This window comes from Neobacillus canaveralius (assembly GCF_047237705.1).
GTDB classification, from domain to species: Bacteria; Bacillota; Bacilli; order Bacillales; family Cytobacillaceae; genus Neobacillus; species Neobacillus niacini_K.
This window is the reverse complement of sequence record NZ_JBDFLL010000001.1, coordinates 786,076-805,530: the sequence shown is the minus strand read 5'-3', so window position 1 is coordinate 805,530 and position 19,455 is coordinate 786,076. Positions and strand designations below refer to the sequence as shown.

The following is a 19,455-nucleotide window of genomic DNA, read 5'->3' as shown; positions in this document are numbered from 1 at the left end:
TCATGAATCAACAGAGTTATCGAGATACATGGGCTGAAGTTTCAATAGAGGCAATAAAACATAATACTAACCAATTCAAAAAATTCATAGGTTCGCCCGTGAGCTTGATGGCTGTGGTAAAAGCAGATGGTTACGGGCACGGGGCAGTCCCGGTGGCTAGAGCCACTGTGGAAGCGGGCGCAGATTACTTAGCAGTGGCCATTTTGGATGAAGCTATCGAACTGCGTGAGGCAAGGATAACCGAGCCCATTCTTGTATTGGGTTATACTCCCATCCGTTCCATCCGGCAGGCGATTATTGCTGGGGTTGATATAACTGTTTTTAGTGAGGATGTACTTGACGAAATTATTATTCATTCCGAGGAGCTTCAAAAAACGGCAGCCATCCATTTAAAAGTGGATACTGGCATGACCAGAATTGGTGTTCAAACCCGTGAAGAAGCACTGGTTTTAGCAGCCAAAGCGGTTGCGTCTCGATTTGTCTTTCTTAAAGGTATTTTCACTCACTTTGCCAACGCCGATAGTGAGGATTCCTCCTATACTCGTCAGCAATTCGAGAGATTTTGTTCGGTAATTACCTTTTTAGAAGAGAACGGAATGTCTATCCCTTTAAAGCATTGTTGTAATACCGCTGGGACAATGAATTTTCCTGATATGCACCTAGATATGGTCCGTGTAGGAATTGGTTTGTATGGTCTTTATCCTGACGTTTCGTTAAAAGAACATTCCATATCACTTCAGCAAGCTATGACACTTAAAACGAAAATTGCGGGTCTTAAAAAGGTAGCCAAATCGCAGCCGATTAGCTATGGATGCACCTATATCCCTTCAAGTGAAAGGGTAATTGCTACACTTCCAATCGGGTATGCAGATGGACTCTCCAGACACCTCTCCAACTGCGGGCAATTTCTTGTACACGGACAAAAGGTTCTCGTGGCAGGTCGGGTCTGTATGGACCAAACGATGATTGATGTAACAAGCGTACCCTCCTGTCAGCAGGGAGATGAAGTGATTATTTTTGGAGGAAATGGTGAAGCCTTTCAATCAGTCGATGAGATTGCGCTTCTTATGGGGACGATTAACTATGAGGTTGTCTGCTTAATTGGAAAACGTGTTCCGCGTATTTATAAGGTCACAGAAAACGAAATTCACGAACAAGTAAGTTCAAAAAAAATTCATGAATTCCTTTCCTTTGTTTAAATTTTTCAAAATTCCGAAACGGGTTGTGGTAACAAATACCAAATATATGTTACAATATTGTTAGTTTATTATTATAAACCTAGGTTTATTATTTAAAACAAAGGAAGGGGATTTTCATGGCTATTCTATTTAAAGGTATTATTCCACCCGTACCAACCATTTTGTTTAAAGAAGGTAAATTAGATAAAAATGGGATGGGAAATCTAATCGATTTTCTTATTGAGTCAAAAGTAGATGGGCTTTTCTTTTTAGGATCAGGCGGAGAGTTTGGACAAATGCCATTTGAGTTAAGAAAAGAAGTGGCTGAATTTACAACTCACTATGTAAATGGACGTGTTCCTGTTTTAATTGGAACAGGCTCCCCAAGTACAAACGAAACAATTTCATTAAGCCTTCATGCAAAAAGCGTTGGCGCAGATGGCGTCGTTGTGGTGAATCCTTTTTACTATAAGCTGACTGATGAAAGTCTTTTTCAACATTATGCAGAAATAGCTGAGAATGTCGACCTGCCAATTTTAATATATAACTATCCAGAATTAACTGGTCAGGATCTATCAGCTGACTTTGTGTTAAAACTTGTTAAACAATATCCGAATATCGTTGGTATCAAGGACACCGTTCTAGCAGTAGGACACACACGAGAATTAATTCAGGTCATTAAGTCCGAACGACCGGATTTTGCTGTGTTCGCTGGATATGATGAGCATCTCCTTAATACATTGGCACTCGGTGGTGATGGTTCAATTCCTTTAACAGCGTCTTTTGTACCTGAAATTTCAGTAGGAATCTATCAATCCTTTAAACAAGGAGACTATGCAAAAGCGATTGAGCAGCACCAAAAATTAGCTGCCCTACTTCCTTTATACAAACTCGATTCACCTTTTATGAATGTGGTAAAAGAAGCGATTCGCTTACGGGGAATTGACATTTCTACAGAAGTTTTAGCTCCGGTTCGTTCTGTCAGCACAGAAAAGCTAGAACGAGTTAGAAACATTTTAGAAGAAAATTCTATTATTGTTCCTCAACATCACTCTTAAGAAGTGTGGCTGTTCAGTGGCTTAAGGCATCTGGGCAGCTATTTTTTTCCATTATTCATTTCCCCTGTACATGTTATCCTCCTCTTTCATTTATAATAAAAACATATACATACTTAAGAATTTGAAAAAAGGTGATACTTTGTCAGAAAAATATTGGGTTCCCGCAATTGAACGAACCAACCTCGTGATTGGTTTAATAGCAAAGGAACCAGGAAAGCACAGATTAATAGACCTTTCAAAGGCCTTGAATATTAATAAAAGTACCATGTTTTCGCTGTTAAATACGCTGGAAACGCTGGGGTGGATTGTAAAAGATGATGGGGATACCTATACATTAGGACCCACTTTAGGAGGATATAGTGCCGCTTATTTTCGCAAGTTCAATCTCTTGGAATTATTTTATAAAGAAGCGTCAAAATCGGTAAAAGTTATCGATGAAACGATCCAAATGGGAACACTGCACGGAACCAATATCGTATATTTAGCAAAAGAAGAAACCGATTCCCGCGTCCGCCTTATGTCAGACCCAGGAATGCAATTCCCAGCTCATGCAACTGCTATTGGAAAAATCCAATTAACTCAATATAGCTATGAAGAGTTTCAAAAACTCTATGCAAATAAGCAATTAGACCAGTCGACTCCTTTTACGGTGAAGGATAAGGAAGAACTTTGGCAGCAAATTGAAGCCGCCAAAAAGGTCGGATATATTTGTGAAGAACAAGAGGCAGCCCTAGGATTTTATTGTGTCTCCGCCCCAATTTACAACCACGAAAATAAGCTAATCTATGGAATAAGCTTCACCATGATGGAAAACAGCTGGAACGCAAAAAAACAAAAAGCCATCGATGAAATAATCGACCTAGCTTCCCGGTTGTCAAAACACGCTGGATATGTTTCTTGATCGGTGCCTGTCACCAAGGTGAGTCCTGCAAACCTTTGAAAATAAATCCAAAAAAAACAGGTCACATCAACTTTGGATGTGACCTGTTTTAAACTATAATTCTATCTTTGAAACAGGTAAAAACAGCTTAATCCCACGTTTATTAAATGGTAATATTTTCAAATCGGCAATTAAATGACTGATATATCCACCAAGACAGGCATAATAAACACCATGTATTCCAAGGGATCCTTCTAGTTTTGAAGCGATAAACCCAAAGAAAATGATACCCAAGATAGAATGAGTATAGCTGCGGTGCGAGGAGATGGACGCTATTACGATATAAACCCCAAGCAGAATCAACCATATTTCAGATAACGAGATTCCCCCTGCAAGCACACCAATTCCTGTAATGGTTAACATATGCTTTTGTTTGATGAGTGATGAGACAATGATAATCGCGAGACCAATTCCGATACCAAGCCATTTATCCACTGCTCTGCCCTCATAAAAACTATAAAAGACCATTAGCATCCCGATAAACAATGCAGTCAGCCGAATCACTTTGTGGGATAGGGTAATTTTACCGCGAAGCTTTCCATCAATATCTAAATCCGGCATTAATCCCGAAACTGCTCCTAGTCCAACGAGAATCATAGTCTCAGTCGGAGAGGACTGAAAGGTGTTTGCCGCAATAAATCCTGTTGCGGCTCCAATTGCTGTGTGTGCGGTACCATTCAAAGTTACATCCACCTCTATTTTTGCTAATAAATCTTATCATACAACAAAACACTTGTTCTGTTTAGAAGTTTTCTATAAAATCCTACTAATATCCTATGAAAAAATCATCACTTCCCTAAATAATTTTCAAGAAACTCCGCCATCTCCGAATAGGAATTTAGTTTGTTTTTCAGTTTCATCATCGTATGTCCTTCTTCTTCGATGCGAATATACCGGACTGGATGTTTACGTTTCTTTAGTTTGCTGACAATTTGATCCGATTCTTTGATTGAAACACGAGGATCGTTCACACCATGAATAATCATTAGCGGTGCTGTAATCTTATCTGCATGATTCAAGGGGTCAATTTGGTCAAAAAAGGCACCATCCTTTTCAATGGTTCCATATTCGGCCTCTCGCAATTTTTTTCGCCAAGCGCTGGTTGTCTGCAGGAATGTTCGGATACTCGACATACCTACGATATCAATGGCCGCTGCCCACAATTCCGGAAAGTGGCTGATAGCAGCGAGTACGATAAATCCGCCATAGCTCCCTCCGACAATCGCTGCCTTATCAGCATGAATATCCCCTGTTTTTTTCAGCCATTCCATTAAAAAAATTACATCCTTTACCGCGTCCATTCGTTTTCGACCATCATCAAGATGCGTATAGGTTTTTCCATAACCAGTACTGCCGCGGATATTGGGGGCAACCACCGCATAACCCTGGTTTAAGAAATATTGCAAAAACGGGCTGTAGACCGCACGGCTTTGGCTTTCCGGTCCTCCATGAATATAGACCACCACTGGGGCTTTCTCAGCATTATGATTAGGCTTATAGTAAAAGGCAGGTATTCGAAGCTGGTCAAAGGACGGGAACGATATTTGTTCAGGCTCAATTAATTTTTCCTCTAAGATAGGTGCGCGCGAGATGTAGGTAAGCCGCTTCGCTTGGAGCGTCTTTATGTCCACCTCCCATATGTCAGGAGGATGAGTGGGTCCATTTAACACAAAGCCCAGCTTTTGTTGATTCGGTGAGAATCTGAGATTATAAATCACTCCCATGGGTGTATCCCACGTAAATAATTTACTTCGTTCCAAATCGATGAGGTGACCCTTTGATATTCCGCCTACATTTACGGAAAAGGCTATTTTGTTTTTATCCTTATTCATGGCTAAGTCTTCAAGATCCCACTCTGCCCTCTCCAGCCAGGTAAATTGTTTTGTAGATAACTCAATCAATGCGAGTCCAAAGAACTCACTTTCCTGATTGGTTAAAAAATATAGATGATTCCCTTCCTTATTAAAGTGAAAATCCTTATAACTGGCTTCACCTTGATGCTTAGTGATCCAGTCCATTTTTCCGGTAGAAAGTGAAAATACCCCTAAATCATGATCAAGGGGAGAGTTTGCTTTTTTTACTAAAAGCGATTTTCCATCAGGAAACCACTTTTCCACCATATACGTTCCGTCCTGGGTAAATACCCGGCGAATTTCCAGAGTCTCTAGATTTTGAATATAAATATCTAAATAAGCTTGATTCCGACGGTTACTGGACCAAGCAATCCATTTTCCATCTGGTGAGCTGTCACCAAATAAATGGAGATGTTCTGGCGAGTTGGTCAAAGCTTGTTTTTCACCATTCTCCTTTAATAAGTACAGCTGCTCCTTTTCATCGCCATCCGCATCCATCCCAAACACCAAGTCAGACGTTCCAGCAATATATTTAATAAAGGTAATTCCCTTCATCGTAAAAGAGGTTTGCGCCGGCCACCTGTCCTCTCGGTCAAGCTCCCATACCTGCGGGACTCCTGTAAAATCCGAAATAAAGCTTATTTTCTTACCTCTCGGATCGTATTCAAAACTTTTTACCATACGAACGTGGATATAAGGGTCAATGGTTATTTCCTTCATTCTATTACCACCATTCACTTGGACTTTGTAAAAAATATCCTCCTTTCATTCTATTTAGGTTGGTTACTGTTCATTCGGTATTATTGGGCAGAAAAAAGAGTCTTTTGTTGGATGATGGACAAATCTCGATAAGGAAGTTAAAGATTTGTCTTTCATCAGGGGGATGAAGGACAAATCTCATAAAGAGAGCTAGACATTTGTCTTTCATCAAGGAGATGAAGGACAAATCTCGTAAAGAAGACAAAAGATTTGTCTTTCATCATGGGGATGAAGGACAAATCTCGTAAAGAAGGCAAAAGTTTTGTCTTTCATCATGGGGATGAAGGACAAATCTCGTAAAGAAGGCAAAAGTTTTGTCTTTCATCATAGGGATGAAGGACAAATCTCGTAAAGAAGGCAAAAGTTTTGTCTTTCATCATGGGGATGAAGGACAAATCTCGTAAAGAAGGCAAAAGTTTTGTCTTTCATCATGGGGATGAAGGACAAATCTCGTAAAGAAGGCAAAAGTTTTGTCTTTCATCATGGGGTCGATAACGAGATTTGTCAGTATTGCATTTTTCAGACTTCAGGCGATTGAAATTTAAATCGTCTATTGTTACTCTAAAAATTCAATAAACCATTTTACACATTGATAGGTGGTTTCCCAATCCGCTAAATCCTCTACACCCCAGCATGCATAAAGTGTTCCTAGTGCAATCGCAGCTTTTAGCAGTCGCCCGCGATCAAGTCCCATTTGTCCGCTGATTGTATCGATACGTAGCTTCAGGATAGTTCTTGGATCGGACTTTGATTCTAATTGATTGATTAAAAAAGAAATCACATCAAAATATGGGTCCCCTGCGACACCTTTTGGGTCAATGGCCATCCAGCCCTTTTCCTCAGAATAGAGAATATTTTCATGGTGCAAGTCGCCGTGAAGCAGCTGGGGTCCTTCCGATGTTTCCATTACCTGATGAAAATACTCCTCTGCTAACTGAACATGTTTCAAGGGAATAGGGCCCTCTCCAGCATTCCGGTACCGTGTTAGTCCCTCAAACCAGTGGGAGAGGGATGGCGTCGGTGTTCCTACTGGTACCGGTCTGCGAATGGCCTTCCAAACTTTTATGAAATTTTCTAAAACAACCATTTCATCACTTTCAGCAGAAAGCATTTTTCCAGGGACCAGACGTTCCAGCAGCATGACACCATTTTCAGGGTCAGACTTCAAAAGCTTGGCACACCCTTCCCCATTATAGGCTTGAAGCGTCACCATCTCATTTCTGGTGTCAAAGTTCGGAACACCAAGTTTTAAAATCAATGGAGTTCCATGTGAATCCGTCACTTTTATAACGAAATTATAAGAAAGATTATCCACAGGACCTTCACTCGTTAGCTCCCATTTTTGTAAATAAGTTTCGACTCTTTTTTCTAAAGACTCTATCCAAGCCTCTCCAGCCTGGCCAAATGCGTTGATGATTTTTTCCTGAAATTTTCTAGAAATTATCATAAAATAGTATTCTCCTAACTTATTGCATTTTCTAGAATTTATAATTCACCATTCCCCCTCATAATCCCTTTTTTACAAAAAAAGAGACGAATCGAGGGGGGACGATTCGTCTTTTTCAAAGCATTTTACCATTCTATCCCCTTTGTCTCGAGGGCTTTTCGTAACCTTTTGATGGCTTGATTATGAAGCTGTGAAATGCGGGATTTATGTAATCCAAAAACTTTACTTACATCGGTAAAGCTTAAATTTTCAAAGTATACTAATGCCAAAATGAGTTTTTCCCTTTCTGGCAAGGTATCAATCAGCTCAGCTAAAGCTTTTTTCCGTTCTTTTGCTTCTAGCCATTCTTCCTGCTTAATCGATTTATTGTCCTCAAGTTGTTGAACCGCTGCATTTTCTTCTAAGCTTTTCGGTTCGTCTAATGAGTCTTGATGAATAAAGGAGAGCTGTAATTGTGTTTGTTCATATTCCTTCATGCTTATTCCCATATGTTCACTCACTTCTTTTGGAGTGGGACGACGCATGTAGGATTGTTCTAATGTCTCCAAGGCATTCCGGTATGTTTTCTCTTTTTTTCGCAATGTTCGGGATACATGGTCATTTTGGCGTATTCCATCGAGAATTTCGCCACGAATCCGCTGAGCAGCATAGGTTTCAAATTTGATTCCTTGGGTAGGATCAAACTTTTTACCCGCATCCCACAAGCCTGTCATTCCAAAAGAAATGAGATCATTTTCATCCGCCGCATCAGATAGGCTCCTTTTCATATGCCTTACAACCTTATGAACCAATGGAATATATTGATCCATTGCCTCTTCCACATTCCAATTCACTATATATTCCCCTTCCCAAACATTATGACCTTAGCATTCTAGAGAAATTTCGAATAAACCCTTTAATACCTTTGTGTTCTTGTGACACCGCTGTACCTGCAACAAATCTTTCAGCTAAATTTCTTAGCGTCGTTGACGCAGTCGATCGTGGATAAGCGATATAAAAAGGAACTTGTTTCAATACAGCTTGTGTAACGGCAGAGTCATCTGGAATCGCTCCAAAGATCTTTATTTCTTTGTTTAAAAAGGATTGAACAGCTAGTTTCACTTTACTGGCAACCTCTATTCCTTCTTTTTGGCGCGATACACGGTTTACTACTAATTGAAACGAAAGCGCAGGATTTTGGCTATGTAATATTTTTATTACAGAATAAGCGTCTGCTATTGCAGTCGGTTCAGGCGTTGTAAGGAGGATAATTTCATCCGCTGACAAATGACATTGTTGGGATTCAACGGTTAATCCTGCCCCCGTATCAATCAGAATAATATCGGCATACCCATGAAGTTTTTCTATCTCCTGAAAAAAATACTTTCTCTCCTCATCCTGTAATTGAAGAAGTTGCTGAAATCCAGAACCGCCAGCAATATATTCCAACCCTCCAGGTCCTTTTTCTAATACACTCCAAATACTTTTCCGTTCTCGAATCATATCCCACAAATGATGCTTTGGGGTCGTCCCCATTAAAATATCTAAGTTTGCCATGCCGATATCGAGATCAATTACGACTACCTTTTTTCCTAGCTCCATTAAACTAAGTGCAAAGCTTAAAGTGAAGTTTGATTTCCCCACCCCTCCCTTACCAGAAGCAATCGTAACAACTTGGGAAATCCACTCATGGCTAACTAGGGAGTTAGATAATTGTCTTAATTGATGTGCTTGATCCTGCTTCATTCTCATCTACTCCTAGAATCTTTTTTGCCATAAAAAGGGGGTCTGTCTTCATAATATCCTGAGGAACTCCCTGTCCTAAACTCACATAGGACAAAGGATAAGGATAGTGATAGACCATATTAAGAGCAACACCGTAGTAGCTCGTCTCATCCCACTTTGTTAAAATAAGCTTGTCGATTGGGACTGATTTCATCTGTTCAACGATGTTCCGCATATCTCTCCATCGGGTTGTCATACTAAGAACTAAATAATTTTCCTGCGGTATTGTGTAGTGTAAATATTGATTGATTTCTTCAATATATTCTTCCTCTAGATAATTTCGGCCGGCACTATCCATAAAAACCATATGGCAGCCTTTCAATGCCTCCATCGATTTTTGCAAATCGTTTGGGTTGGAAACAACTTCTAACGGGATATTCAAAATCCCCGCGTATGTTTTTAACTGCTCCACCGCTGCTATCCGGTAAGTATCCGTCGTCAACAAACCAACCTTCTGCCTTTGTTGAAAAACACGAGCTGCAGCTAACTTGGCAATTGTTGTCGTCTTACCTACACCGGTAGGACCTACTAAAGTAATCAAAAACGGGCTTGAATCTATATCTTTAGCTTTTCCTTCTTCTAAAAGCTGTTCAATATTCGCTAAGAAGCATTGCTCAATCTCTTGAGCAGATAAGTTTTGAATCTGCTTCATTTTCACCTTTTTTACAATATACTGAATGACTTCTTCGTCCACTTCTTGTTCCCGGAGGCGAAGCACCCACTTTTCCACTGCCTTTGGTATGGAGTTCTTTTCATCCTTAACGATGGCACTAATTAATCCCTTTACCTCGGAAATCTCTTTCAGTACTGCGTGCTGAGTATCATTCACAGGTTTTTCGGTTTCTATAGCCAATTCCATATGAGTCGGATTTACTGCATAATGATCGGCTGCAGCCACCACTTCAACCTGTTTTTTTCGAAATAACCCGAAAAATCCTCCCGTTTTAATTGGCTTCGTACTTAAGATGAACGCTTCCGTCCCTAAATCATGAAAGATCATCGGATAAGCTTCCGTTACGTTGTTGACGACATATGTTTTGATGATCATAGATTTACCACTCCAACACTCTGCACTTCTACATTTGGTTCCAACTCGTTATAGGAAAGAATTGGAATATCAGCTAATGTCCGTTCCATCATTTGCCGGACATACATCCGAATTCCTGCGGATGTTAGAATAATTGGCCGGATTCCCAGTTGTGACATTTGCTCAATTTTTTGAGAAAAGGAATGAATCATCTGATTGCTTGATTCAGGATCAATTGTGAGGACATCACCTTGCTCGGTCCTAGAAATCGACTCGGCTAGTTTCTTTTCAATACCCGCACCGACCTGAATCGCGTGAACAACGCCGTTTCGAACATATTGAGACGTTAATTGACGGGCTAAGGCTTGCCTAACATATTCCGTTAGGATGTCGGGATTTTTCGTATAAACCGAATAATCGGCGAGCGCTTCAAATATAGAGGTAAGGCTTCTAATTGAAACATTCTCCTTCAACAGCTTTTGTAACACCTTTTGAACATCACCAACAGAAAGGATATTCGGAATTAACTCATCTACTAAAGATGACTGGTTTTCTTTCACATGATTAATTAATTGGGTTGTTTCTTCTCGTCCTAAAATTTCATGAGCAAATTTACGAATCGTTTCCGAAAGATGCGTGCTGACAATCGAAGAAGGGTCGATGACGGTATAGCCAAACAGTTCTGCCTCGTCTTTCTTGTCCTCTGTAATCCATAACGCAGGCAGTCCAAACGTCGGCTCTACCGTTTCAATACCATCGATTCCATGTTCCTCATCATTAGGATTTAGCATCAAGAAATGGTCTAATAAAATCTCACCCTTGGCTACTTCATTTCCTTTTATTTTTATCACATACTCATTATGACGGAGCTGGATATTATCACGAATGCGAATGACGGGAACGACTAAGCCCAAATCCAACGCAATTTGCCGGCGAATCGCAACAACCCGGTCCAATAAATCCCCGCCTTGATTGACATCTGCAAGCATAATCAAACCAATCCCAAATTCGAATTCAATCGGATCCTCTCTTAGTAAGGAAAATACATTTTCCGGCTTCCTTACTGCTTCTAGCTCTTGTTCCGTTTGTGTACTCTCTATCGCTTCCTCTTGTTTTGTGCGTTTGTTTTGAATGCTATACGCAGCAAAAGCGAGCAGTCCGGCAATCCCCCAAGTAAGGAATATCCCAATCGGTGTGACGACTCCCAGCAACGCAATACATCCAGCTACAATATACAATAGGCTTGGGTACGCAGACATTTGCTTCGTTAAATCATCACCAAGATTACCCTCCGAAGCAGCCCTCGTTACCATAATCCCTGTTGCCGTAGAAATTAACAGAGCAGGGATCTGACTCACCAAACCATCACCAACAGATAATAGCGTAAATGTATTGATAGCTTGCGAAAAATCCATCCCGTGCATCGTCATTCCAATGATAAATCCACCTATGATATTTATAATTAGAATAATAATGCCCGCGATGGCATCGCCTTTTACAAATTTACTTGCACCATCCATCGAACCGTAAAAGTCCGCTTCTCGTTCGACTTTGCTTCTTCTTAGACGTGCTTCCTGATCATTGATCATCCCAGTATTTAAGTCAGCATCAATACTCATTTGTTTTCCGGGCATGGCATCTAACGTAAAGCGGGCAGCCACTTCCGCTACCCGTTCAGAACCTTTTGTAATCACGATGAATTGAATAATCACCAAGATTAAAAAGACAATAAAACCAACAACCATATTTCCGCCAATGACAAAGTCACCAAATGTTTCAATAACGGCTCCAGCTTTAGCTGTTGAAAGGATGGTCCTTGTACTGGATACATTCAAGGCAAGACGAAAGAGAGTTGTCAGCAGAAGAAGGGCAGGAAAGATCGAAAAATCCAGCGGTTCTTTCGTGTTCATTGTTATTAATAGAATCATAATTGAGATGGAAAGATTGATAATTAGCAATATATCTAACATGAATGTTGGCAGTGGAATAACCATCATCGCAACAATCATGATAACTGCAAATAATACACCGAAATTTTTTATCGTCACAACACGACCTCCTCTACTTGCTTAATGTACCTCTCACTTTATAAACATAAGCCAGTACTTCCGCTACCGCTTTAAATAGCTCTTCTGGAATTTCTTCTCCAATCTCAACGCTTGCATATAAGGTTCTCGCTAACGGTCTGTTCTCCATGATGACAACCCGATGCTCCTTCGCCACTTCCCTCATTTTAAGAGCTAAATAATCAGCACCTTTTGCCACCACAACCGGCACCTTCGTTTTCCCCGCCTCATAAGCAATTGCAACGGCAAAATGCGTTGGATTGGTAACCACTACCTGTGCTTTCGGAATTTCCTGCATCATCCGTGCACTTGAGATTTGACGTTGTTTTTCCTTGATTTTATGTTTAATTAACGGGTCACCTTCGGACTTTTTATGTTCATCTTTAATATCTTGTTTAGACATACGCAAATTCTTGGCATGATCAAATCGTTGATAAAAGAGATCCGCCACCGCAATGACAAGGTAGACAGCAGAAATAACCATACCCAGCTTTACCGTCAGGGAACCAAGAAACGAAACCATCCTTAACGGTTCCATTTGCGGCATTTTCAACAACTCCGCTTTTTGCTGCCAAAGAAATATCCCTGTTACCGTTACAATGACCACTAGTTTTAAAATCGATTTAATGAGTTCTACCAAGGTTCGTGCCGAAAAAAGACGTTTTGCCCCTTCAACCGGATTGATTTTTTTTAGGTCCATTTTCACTGCTTCAGTGGAAACAAGAAACCCAACCTGCGCTAACCCAGAGACAAAACCGCCCAGCCAGGCTGCCAGGATAATGGGACCTGCAATGATTACACTATCCTTTAATAGTTTAAAGAATAATAATGAAATCGATTGTTGTGTTACATCCATTACTAACCAATCCGTGAATCCTAGCCGATACATATGTAAAAAGCGTTCGGCTATCTGCTCCCCATAAAAGGACAAGAAAGAAAAAGAACATAACAGGACAATGGCATTCGATAAATCGGTACTTTTGGCTACCTGTCCTTTTTTCCTTGCCTCTTGCTTTTTTTGCGGTGTGGCTTTTTCAGTTTTTTCAGCAAATAACTGCAAATCTAATGTTAAATACATCTTTTAAGCCCCTAGTATCTTCAACATTTGTTCGAAGGAATGAATCATCGTCTGAACCAGCTTTTCCATTACGATTAAAAAGACCGGAATGAAAACAAATAAAACGATAAAATGAACGGCCATTTTAATTGGAATTCCGACTACAAATAAATTCATTTGTGGTACCGTTTTAGCTAATATTCCTAACGCGATATCCACTAAAAAAATCGTTGCAACAATGGGTGAAGCAATTAATATCGCAATCCAAAACATGTCTTTTACAATCATCAGCGATAACTGAACGAGGTTTTCCGAAACACCTGCAGGCAGCCAGGAATCGATTGGAATCCAATTGTAACTGGCCAACACTCCTCTTATTAGGACATGGTGACCGTCTATGGACAAAAAAAATAACATTGCGACTATATAGAAAAATCTTCCTGTTAGATTTTCCTGGATTCCGGTTTGTGGATTAAACATGGTCGCCATTGCAAAACCACTTTGCAAGTCAACAAAGCTTCCAGCCAGCTGAACAGCATACAACAAAAGATTTGTAAAAAATCCTAAGCATAAACCTATAAGGACCTCTTTTAAAACAAGCAGGATAAAAATAGAATCCATCTCAATCATCTGTTCAGGCTGAATCAAGCCAACCACTAGCAAACTGGTAACAAAAGCACTTCCCCACTTGAATGGCGCGGGAATTTGCCGTTCCATCCATAATGGTGCCGTTACAAAGAAACACGTTAACCGTACAAACACTAACAAGAATATTGGCAAAAGATTTAGGATACTCATAGTATTACCCTATGAAACGTGTTAGATTTGATAGGATATTCCTTGTGTAATCAACGAGATGAGTGAGCATCCAAGGACCAAAAAACAACAAACTGACAAAAACAGCAATGATTTTCGGGGCAAACGCCAGTGTCTGTTCTTGGATTTGCGTGATCGCTTGGAAAATACTAATAATTAATCCAACCGCCAAGGCCACGCCTAAAACAGGAGCCAAAACGAGGATGGTTAAATAGATCGAGCTTTGCGCAAGCCCCATAATGCTGTCTGGTGTCATAATGTTACTCCTTATTTAAAGCTTACGAATAAAGATTGCACGACCAAGTTCCAGCCATCCACTAAAATAAATAAGAGAATTTTAAAGGGCAGTGAAATAAGTGAAGGCGGCACCATCATCATTCCCATTGCCATAAGAACACTGGCGACAATCATGTCGATAATAATAAACGGGATAAAGATTAAAAAGCCCATTTGGAAAGCCGTTTTGAGTTCACTAATCGCAAAGGCTGGAACCAATGCCGTTAGTGGAATATCTTCAACCGATTGGATATTCTTCGTGTTTCTGTATTCTAAAAAAAGCTGTAAATCACTTTCACGCGTTTGTTTTGCCATAAACTCCTTCATAGGAGAAACTGCTTCATCCAATGCATCTTCTTGACTTATCTTTCCTTCTAGAAAAGGTTGAAGAGCCTGGTTGTTCACTTCTTGAAAAGTGGGTCCCATGACAAAGAAGGTTAAAATGATACTAAGTCCCATGATGACTTGAGTCGGCGGCATTTGCTGCGTGCCGAGTGCGGTTCGGACAAACGAAAGAACAATCGCAATCCTCGTAAACGAAGTCATTAATAATAAAATACTAGGTGCAACAGATAGAATCGTAAGAAGGAGGATTAACTTAATCGATAAAGCTGTACCTTCTATATTTTCCGAGCCTCCCATATCTATGTTAATCCCTGGAATGGAAGTGGTATCTATTTCAGCAAAAACAGGATCTTGTCCTAAAAATAAGAGCAAAGGTGTAAGAAGGAGGAGCTTTTTCATCCATTCTCCCCCTTTTTTGGTTGGTGATTACCGGATTTCACTTCTTTTAATTGCTTTAAGAGGAATTCATCCCACTTTTCCTGTGAGGTCTTCTTTAGCTGAGATCCCCATTTGGTTACCGGAACAATTGGTTTGTCCGCAACCGATTCGAGCATCCTTCTTTGTTCTTCACCCGGCGGAATGGTTCGAATGAGATTCACATCTTCCCCCACACCCAATAGGTATAAGGTATCTCCCACCATCACCATTTGTAAGGAACGATTGTTACCGAGTGAATGCCCGCCTAGTGCATGAAACGGACCCCCTCCGGAATAGTTCTTCGTTTTCTTAGATAAGTATTTTAGTACGATAAAAAGAAGTAACAAGATTAATAGGAAAGAACCGATAAATTTTAATGCATAAGGGACCACTGAAGCCTTTCGTGGTTCGGGACTTGCTTTTGTTACCGATTGATCTGCCGGTGATTCTTTTTCGAATTGTTCATATACGGTTCCCTCTTTTGCTTCTACAACCGATAGTGGTAAAAGGGAAACCAGCAGACTAATCGTAAGTATTCTAATCCATTTTTTCCATGTACACACAAGACTGTCCCTCTTTACTTAATTTTTCTCTCTTTTTCCTGATCAGATATCACGTCTGTAATCCGGATCGCAAATTTGTCATCCATAACTACTACCTCGCCGACAGCAATCGAATGTTTATTAACCAGCACATCCACATATTCTCCTGCTAGTTTATCTAAGCCAATAACCGAACCCCTTTTCAGCTGAAGAAGTTCCCGAACCGTTTTTCTGGTTCTGCCCAGTTCAAAAGAGACTTGAAGGGACACGTCCGTTAATAGCTGTATTTGTTGTCTCTCAGCAGTTGTTGGTGTCTGTTCTGGAAGTGGTGAAAACTGCACTGACTGAACTGCTCCAAGGACTCCGTTCTTCTGTTCCTTCACGTTTGTCCGCTCCTTTCAAAAGAGGGTCTTACAGGGATAGATGTTGATTAAAGTGGCGAATCGCAGCCATTTCATCCATCAGATCCTGCTCGATTTTTTTCTGTTTCTGGACATACTTTTCAAACGCCTTATCACGCAAATGATTCCATGTTTTTTCATCCTTTTGTTTATCTAATAAATCCAGTTTCTTAACTGCCATTTCGTTATCAATTAGATGGATCTGCGCTTCTAACTTAGACATTTCTTGGTTTAAATATCTGAAATACTCATTTCGTTGTTGGATATCAGCAATGGAGGCAGTCCCTTTTCCTGTTTCCACCTGTTGTAAAAATAGGATTCTTTTCTGTTCCAAGGACCGATGTTCTTCCATGATAGCTTCCTTTTTCCTCCCGATTTCCCCCAACTCTAGTAAAGCTTGCTCTTTTTCCTTTTCTTTAAGGTTTAAAATGTGAATATATGGAAATTGAAAAGTCACAGTCGTCCATCCTCCCCAAATTTAGTTAGCAGTTGTTCAATGGTAGATTCTATCGATGGGGATTCATTTGTCCCTTGCTTCACAAATTGATCAATCCATTCCTTCACATCCACAGCCCGGTCAATATCCCGGTCCGTCCCCCTCTTGTAAGCCCCAATTTGAATTAAATCCTCTGCATTTAGATATACACTTTTATGCTGCTTTAGGATCTCCGCTGCCTGTATATGTTCACGGGTTACAATTTCACTCATCACACGGCTTACACTCGATAAAACATCTATCGCCGGATAAACCCCTCTTCGGGCAAGGTTCCGGTCTAAGACGATGTGACCATCTAAAATCCCGCGAACACTATCGGCAATCGGTTCATTCATATCGTCGCCATCTACCAATACCGTATAAAATGCCGTAATACTTCCATTTGCATTCGTTCCTGCTCTCTCCAATAAACGCGGCAGCAAAGCAAAAACGGAAGGAGTATATCCTTTCGTTGCTGGAGGTTCACCAATCGCTAAACCAATTTCCCTCTGTGCCATCGCATAACGTGTGACAGAATCGAGCATTAAATTAACATTCATCCCTTGGTCCCGGAAAAACTCGGCAATCGCAGTAGCAATCATCGCTCCCTTGATACGAATCAGTGCCGGCTGATCTGAAGTAGCTGCGACGACCACCGACTTTTTCAACCCTTCCTCACCTAAATCCCGTTCAATGAAATCCAATACTTCTCGGCCTCGTTCACCAATTAATCCAATGACATTGACATCTGCTTCTGTGTTCCTGGCAATCATGCCTAAAAGAGTACTTTTCCCTACACCGCTGCCAGCAAAGACCCCGACCCTTTGCCCTTTTCCGACGGTTAACAACCCATCAATTGTTCGAACACCTACACTCAAGGGTTCTGTGATCCTTGGTCTAGTTAAGGGGTTCGGAGGGAGATTATCTGTTCCTGCTTCCAGGAGTCCAGCAGGAAGTGTGCTTCCGTCCATCGGATTGCCTAGACCATCCAACACTTTACCTAAAAGGTCCATTCCTACCTTAACGGTTAGCGGTTTTCCTGTTGATACAACATCACAACCAGGTGCAATCGATTGAAGTTCTCCAAGCGGCATCAATAACACCTTATGATTACGAAATCCTACCACCTCAGCCATTATTGGTCTCTGCTGCTGCGGGGAAAAGATATGACAGATATCCCCCAGTTTCACATCGGGACCTTGAGACTCAATGGTTAAACCAATCACCTGTGTAACCTTTCCGTTCATTTTGATTGGATTAATCGTTTCTAGCATATCGAGATAGGATTTAATCTTCCATTTACTCACGTGAATCCTCCTGTTGATAAGCAAGAAGCACTTTTTTGATTTCACTTAGCTGTACATCAATTCTTGCATCCACACTGCCAGACGAGGTTCTAATAATACAACCACCCTGCTGAATGGAATAATCTGGGAAAACCTTTATCTCTATCTGTCCGTTATTCATGGCCAGTAATTGCTCTCTTTGTTTTTGGACAAATGAGAAATCTTCAGGAGCCACACCAATTGAAATCGAGTCTGTCTCGTACACAGACGACAGTGTCTGTTTAATAATTTCGAGTAAAGTCTCAGGATGAGTTTTCAATTCTTGCTGTATCACCTTTTTCGCAATTTCCATCGTCAATTCCATCACAAACGGGTCAGCTTCTTGAATGATAACAGCTTTTTCTTGATAGGCTTGCTCTAATAAATCGGCTGCTTTTTGCAAATGAATTTGATACTGTTCCTTTGAATGCCGAATGCCATCCTTGATCCCAAGCTGATAGCCTTCATCATACCCCCGCCGTTTTTCTTCTTCCAACTGTGAACGAAAACTTTCCTCTTCCCTTGTGCGCCATTCGTTTAATTCTTCTTGTGCACGTTCCTTTTGCTGCTCTATCTCCAACAGTAGTTGTTCTTTCTGAAAATCAAATGGCTGGATCTGCATTTCTTCCGCCAACATTTGCACTCGTTGTTTCACACCGACAACCTTTTGACCATTTTTTGCTACAACATTAAATGATTTTACGAGTCTAGATGACACGATTCTCTTCCCCATTTCGAGAAATGATGATGACACCATCTTCCTCTAATTTACGAATGACGGTTACAATTCTGCCTTGTGCATCTTCCACATCTTTCACACGAACTTGCTCATTTGAGTTCAACAATTCTTCAAGACCCTCTTCGCGTCGTTTTGAAATATTTCGATAAATGGCATCCTTTACTCCTTGGGTTGTCATTCTTAACGCCAGATAAAGATCCTGATTTTGAACATCCATTAACACTCGCTGAATCGATCGATTATCAAGATAAGCAATATCATCAAACACAAACATCCTCTGTTTGATTTCATTGGCTAATTCAGGATCCTCATTTTCCAATGTTTCAAGAATATTTTTTTCAGTCCCGCGGTCTACACTGCTTAATATACTGACAATGGAGTCAATCCCTTTTTGCGCTTCATGCTTCTGAGAGCTTGTCATCGTTAATTTTTCTTGTAAAACCTGCTCCACTTGTTGAATAATTTCCGGTGACGCGGTGTCCATCATTGCAATTCGTTTGGCAATTTCAATTTGTCTTTCTGGTGGAAAGACAGAAAGCGTCGCTGCTGCCTTTTCTGCATCTAAATAGGATAAAACCAATGCCACGGTTTGAGCATTTTCGTATTGAAGTAAATGATAAATTTGTGATTGCTCGACCTGTTGAATAAACTGAAACGGTTTGTTGTTGGTCCGATTGCCCATCCGTTTGAGAAAACCTGCAGCTTTATCCGGACCAAAGGTACGTTTTAATAATTCTGTTGCCGTATCAATTCCTCCATACGAAACGATATTTGAGTCTACGGCCAGTTGATGAAATTCCCTCATGATCTTCTCTTTTACATCTGAGGTAACCCTGCGCAATTCGGTAATTTCCTTTGTGATACTCTCGATTTCTTTTTCTTCTAAATGTTTCATAATCCCCGCAGAAACATCAGGTCCGACGGACAGCAATAATATTGCAGCCTTTTGTGTGTTTGTATACTGTTCCAT

The 19,455-nt window shown here is 40.6% G+C and carries 20 protein-coding genes; 3 read left to right on the top strand and 17 right to left on the bottom strand.

Annotation, left to right across the window (positions count from 1 at the left end; all coding sequences use genetic code 11):
- The first annotated feature begins 2 nt into the window (after window positions 1–2).
- From alr to ABC255_RS03925, 3 genes are all read left to right on the top strand, one after another.
- Window positions 3–1,199, top strand: coding sequence for an alanine racemase (gene alr / locus ABC255_RS03935; RefSeq protein WP_412991463.1), 1,197 nt, complete (start codon window positions 3–5; stop codon window positions 1,197–1,199).
- A gap of 116 nt (window positions 1,200–1,315) precedes the next feature.
- On the top strand, window positions 1,316–2,236 hold the full coding sequence (locus ABC255_RS03930) for a dihydrodipicolinate synthase family protein (protein ID WP_412991461.1): 921 nt from the start codon (window positions 1,316–1,318) through the stop codon (window positions 2,234–2,236).
- A 139-nt stretch (window positions 2,237–2,375) separates the two neighbouring features.
- Window positions 2,376–3,137, top strand: coding sequence for an IclR family transcriptional regulator (locus ABC255_RS03925; RefSeq protein ID WP_412991459.1), 762 nt, complete (start codon window positions 2,376–2,378; stop codon window positions 3,135–3,137).
- 93 nt (window positions 3,138–3,230) lie between these two features.
- On the opposite strand, the gene ABC255_RS03920 is transcribed toward ABC255_RS03925, so the two are convergent.
- The 17 genes from ABC255_RS03920 to fliG form a co-directional block, all read right to left on the bottom strand.
- Window positions 3,231–3,857, bottom strand: a complete 627-nt coding sequence (locus ABC255_RS03920; RefSeq protein WP_412991457.1) for a metal-dependent hydrolase — start codon at window positions 3,855–3,857, stop codon at window positions 3,231–3,233.
- Window positions 3,858–3,964: 107 nt separating this feature from the next.
- Entirely contained in the window at window positions 3,965–5,749 is a 1,785-nt protein-coding gene (locus tag ABC255_RS03915) for a S9 family peptidase (protein ID WP_412991456.1), read from the bottom strand.
- Between the two features lie 595 nt (window positions 5,750–6,344).
- Window positions 6,345–7,235, bottom strand: coding sequence for an aminoglycoside phosphotransferase family protein (locus ABC255_RS03910; RefSeq protein ID WP_412991454.1), 891 nt, complete (start codon window positions 7,233–7,235; stop codon window positions 6,345–6,347).
- A 125-nt stretch (window positions 7,236–7,360) separates the two neighbouring features.
- Complete coding sequence (locus tag ABC255_RS03905; RefSeq protein ID WP_412991452.1) at window positions 7,361–8,068, bottom strand: sigma-70 family RNA polymerase sigma factor; 708 nt, start codon at window positions 8,066–8,068, stop codon at window positions 7,361–7,363.
- A gap of 22 nt (window positions 8,069–8,090) precedes the next feature.
- The gene (locus ABC255_RS03900) at window positions 8,091–8,960 is read right to left on the bottom strand and encodes a MinD/ParA family protein (RefSeq protein WP_412991450.1); all 870 of its coding nucleotides are present in this window, start codon (window positions 8,958–8,960) and stop codon (window positions 8,091–8,093) included.
- On the bottom strand, window positions 8,920–10,047 hold the full coding sequence (flhF, locus tag ABC255_RS03895) for a flagellar biosynthesis GTPase FlhF (protein WP_412991449.1): 1,128 nt from the start codon (window positions 10,045–10,047) through the stop codon (window positions 8,920–8,922). The genes ABC255_RS03900 and flhF overlap by 41 nt, the downstream gene beginning before the upstream one ends.
- On the bottom strand, window positions 10,044–12,074 hold the full coding sequence (gene flhA, locus ABC255_RS03890) for a flagellar biosynthesis protein FlhA (RefSeq protein ID WP_412991447.1): 2,031 nt from the start codon (window positions 12,072–12,074) through the stop codon (window positions 10,044–10,046). The genes flhF and flhA overlap by 4 nt, the downstream gene beginning before the upstream one ends.
- Before the next feature lie 13 nt (window positions 12,075–12,087).
- Window positions 12,088–13,170 carry a flagellar biosynthesis protein FlhB gene (flhB, locus tag ABC255_RS03885; protein WP_412991445.1) on the bottom strand — a complete coding sequence of 361 codons (1,083 nt, stop codon included), beginning with the start codon at window positions 13,168–13,170 and terminating at the stop codon, window positions 12,088–12,090.
- Between the two features lie 3 nt (window positions 13,171–13,173).
- The gene (fliR, locus tag ABC255_RS03880; protein WP_412991443.1) at window positions 13,174–13,917 is read right to left on the bottom strand and encodes a flagellar biosynthetic protein FliR; all 744 of its coding nucleotides are present in this window, start codon (window positions 13,915–13,917) and stop codon (window positions 13,174–13,176) included.
- 34 nt (window positions 13,918–13,951) lie between these two features.
- Window positions 13,952–14,221 carry a flagellar biosynthesis protein FliQ gene (gene fliQ, locus ABC255_RS03875; protein WP_045518430.1) on the bottom strand — a complete coding sequence of 90 codons (270 nt, stop codon included), beginning with the start codon at window positions 14,219–14,221 and terminating at the stop codon, window positions 13,952–13,954.
- A gap of 11 nt (window positions 14,222–14,232) precedes the next feature.
- The gene (fliP, locus tag ABC255_RS03870; RefSeq protein WP_412991440.1) at window positions 14,233–14,985 is read right to left on the bottom strand and encodes a flagellar type III secretion system pore protein FliP; all 753 of its coding nucleotides are present in this window, start codon (window positions 14,983–14,985) and stop codon (window positions 14,233–14,235) included.
- Entirely contained in the window at window positions 14,982–15,566 is a 585-nt protein-coding gene (locus ABC255_RS03865; protein WP_412991438.1) for a flagellar biosynthetic protein FliO, read from the bottom strand. Before ABC255_RS03865 ends, fliP begins: the two co-directional genes overlap by 4 nt.
- 14 nt (window positions 15,567–15,580) lie before the next feature.
- Window positions 15,581–15,928, bottom strand: coding sequence for a flagellar motor switch protein FliN (fliN, locus tag ABC255_RS03860; protein WP_412991436.1), 348 nt, complete (start codon window positions 15,926–15,928; stop codon window positions 15,581–15,583).
- A gap of 28 nt (window positions 15,929–15,956) precedes the next feature.
- Entirely contained in the window at window positions 15,957–16,403 is a 447-nt protein-coding gene (fliJ, locus tag ABC255_RS03855) for a flagellar export protein FliJ (RefSeq protein ID WP_412991434.1), read from the bottom strand.
- Window positions 16,400–17,728 (bottom strand): flagellar protein export ATPase FliI, encoded by a 1,329-nt coding sequence (fliI, locus tag ABC255_RS03850; protein ID WP_412991432.1) that lies wholly within the window; start codon window positions 17,726–17,728, stop codon window positions 16,400–16,402. The genes fliJ and fliI overlap by 4 nt, the downstream gene beginning before the upstream one ends.
- Window positions 17,721–18,464 carry a FliH/SctL family protein gene (locus tag ABC255_RS03845; protein ID WP_412991430.1) on the bottom strand — a complete coding sequence of 248 codons (744 nt, stop codon included), beginning with the start codon at window positions 18,462–18,464 and terminating at the stop codon, window positions 17,721–17,723. Before ABC255_RS03845 ends, fliI begins: the two co-directional genes overlap by 8 nt.
- Window positions 18,454–19,455 carry a flagellar motor switch protein FliG gene (gene fliG / locus ABC255_RS03840; protein WP_412991428.1) on the bottom strand — a complete coding sequence of 334 codons (1,002 nt, stop codon included), beginning with the start codon at window positions 19,453–19,455 and terminating at the stop codon, window positions 18,454–18,456. Before fliG ends, ABC255_RS03845 begins: the two co-directional genes overlap by 11 nt.

Excerpts from the sequence above, each read along its gene's own strand:
- fliP (WP_412991440.1), bottom strand. The coding sequence starts at position 14,985 with ATGAAAAAGCTCCTCCTTCTTACACCTTTGCTCTTATTTTTAGGACAA.
- flhB (WP_412991445.1), bottom strand. The coding sequence starts at position 13,170 with ATGTATTTAACATTAGATTTGCAGTTATTTGCTGAAAAAACTGAAAAA.
- flhF (WP_412991449.1), bottom strand. The coding sequence starts at position 10,047 with ATGATCATCAAAACATATGTCGTCAACAACGTAACGGAAGCTTATCCG.
- ABC255_RS03915 (WP_412991456.1), bottom strand. The coding sequence starts at position 5,749 with ATGAAGGAAATAACCATTGACCCTTATATCCACGTTCGTATGGTAAAA.
- fliQ (WP_045518430.1), bottom strand. The coding sequence starts at position 14,221 with ATGACACCAGACAGCATTATGGGGCTTGCGCAAAGCTCGATCTATTTA.
- ABC255_RS03910 (WP_412991454.1), bottom strand. The coding sequence starts at position 7,235 with ATGATAATTTCTAGAAAATTTCAGGAAAAAATCATCAACGCATTTGGC.
- ABC255_RS03930 (WP_412991461.1), top strand. The coding sequence starts at position 1,316 with ATGGCTATTCTATTTAAAGGTATTATTCCACCCGTACCAACCATTTTG.
- alr (WP_412991463.1), top strand. The coding sequence starts at position 3 with ATGAATCAACAGAGTTATCGAGATACATGGGCTGAAGTTTCAATAGAG.
- ABC255_RS03900 (WP_412991450.1), bottom strand. The coding sequence starts at position 8,960 with ATGAAGCAGGATCAAGCACATCAATTAAGACAATTATCTAACTCCCTA.
- fliG (WP_412991428.1), bottom strand. The coding sequence starts at position 19,455 with ATGGAACAGTATACAAACACACAAAAGGCTGCAATATTATTGCTGTCC.